Here is a 1,438-nt window from a genome sequence, read left to right as displayed (position 1 = left end):
CCGCAGAACTTATATGGACACCTCCCGTGATGCAAGCAAACTTTTGAAGTTTTGACTCGGCGGTTCATTGCAACCTTATATCCGGCCTTTCGATGCAGTACGGACTGTTCATCCGCTGCTGGCCCTGATGGTCATTCGCGAGACCGGTGCTTGACTCACTGGCGGGCTGTAAAGCCCAGAGTTCTGCACAGCTTTGCCGGTCCACGGTCTGGCCGCTTTGCCATCACTTCATCTGCTCGCCTGCTCACTCGGTAGGCGCCTATTGCGCCTGTTAATCGGCCATTGTCACTTCACGCCTTGCAATGGGCGGGGTGGATTTCCATTGGGGGTTGTATGACCGCCCATGCGCCACCAGCGCCCAGGCAATGCGCGCCAGCTGGTGAGCCACAGCGACAACCACGACGTTGATCGGCCGGCGCTGCAGCAGCTTGGCGATCCAATCAGGAGGATTGGGTACGCGCACCAGGTTGCGCGCGCCGTGGATCAGCAGCGTGCGCAGGTATGCATCGCCACGTTTGGTGATGCCGCCCATGTGTACCTTGCCACCGGTGCCGGTGTGGCGCGGAGTCAGCCCCAAACAGCAGGCGAACTCGCGCCCGTTGTGCCAGCTTGAGCCATCGCCCAGCGTGGCCGACAGGGCGGTGGCGCCCAGCGGGCCGATGCCGGGAGTGCGCTGTAGGCGCGTGGCATTGGGGTCGATCGATGCCGCGATCTGTCGATCGGCCTCCACGATGTGCAGGTCCACTTCGCGCAGGGCCTGTAACTGGGCATCGAGCAGTTGCTGCATGCTCGTCGGCAGCAGGGCATCGACCTGGCTGCGCTGCTCGGCGAGCCAGCGCAGCGCCACATTCTTGCCCTTGGGCAGCACCACTCCGAATTCGTATAACAGCCCGCGCACCATGTTGATGGTGGCCGTGCGTATGCTTACCCAGTGCGAACGCACGCGGTGCGTGGCGAGTTGGGCCTGGTGCTGCGCGCTCTTGATGTCCACGCGGTGGATGTCGGCGTGCTGTGCGGCCAGCCAGATACCGCGAGCGTCGGCAGCACCATCCTTGTTGCCGGTAACGAAGGCGCGCACTTGGTGGGGCGGTAGCAGTTCTACCTGGTGACCCAACGCGCTCAGCGTTCGTGCCCAGTAGTGGGCACCGCCGCATGCCTCGATCACCACGCGAGCGGGCTCGCGTTGAGCAAAGAATTCGCTGACCTTGACGCGCGTGAGTTTTTTGCGGTGGATTTCTCCCGAGGCCGGATCAATCCAGTGCAGCTGAAACACATTCTTGGCAATGTCCATGCCATATGTCGTAGCATTCATTTCGGGGCCTCCTTCGCAAGTGGTTGCTCAAAACTCCACTTTGGCACTTGATGCCGTCAGATGCGAGACCCTACTCTGCGAGTGCCGGCGCAGAAGAGGGAGGTGTCCATACCATCTCGCTACGCG

At 61.8% G+C, this 1,438-nt stretch carries 1 protein-coding gene; it reads right to left on the bottom strand.

What is annotated here, in order from left to right; genetic code table 11:
- Positions 1 to 271: 271 nt before the first annotated feature.
- Positions 272 to 1,312 (bottom strand): IS110 family transposase, encoded by a 1,041-nt coding sequence (locus GVL12_RS25655; RefSeq protein ID WP_159918378.1) that lies wholly within the window; start codon positions 1,310 to 1,312, stop codon positions 272 to 274.
- Positions 1,313 to 1,438: the final 126 nt, after the last annotated feature.

It is taken from the genome of Pantoea sp. 18069, from assembly GCF_902706035.1.
Lineage (GTDB): Bacteria > Pseudomonadota > Gammaproteobacteria > Burkholderiales > Burkholderiaceae_C > Comamonas.
Note: the sequence above shows the minus strand (reverse complement) of the source record. Positions and strands in the feature narration are given on the sequence as shown.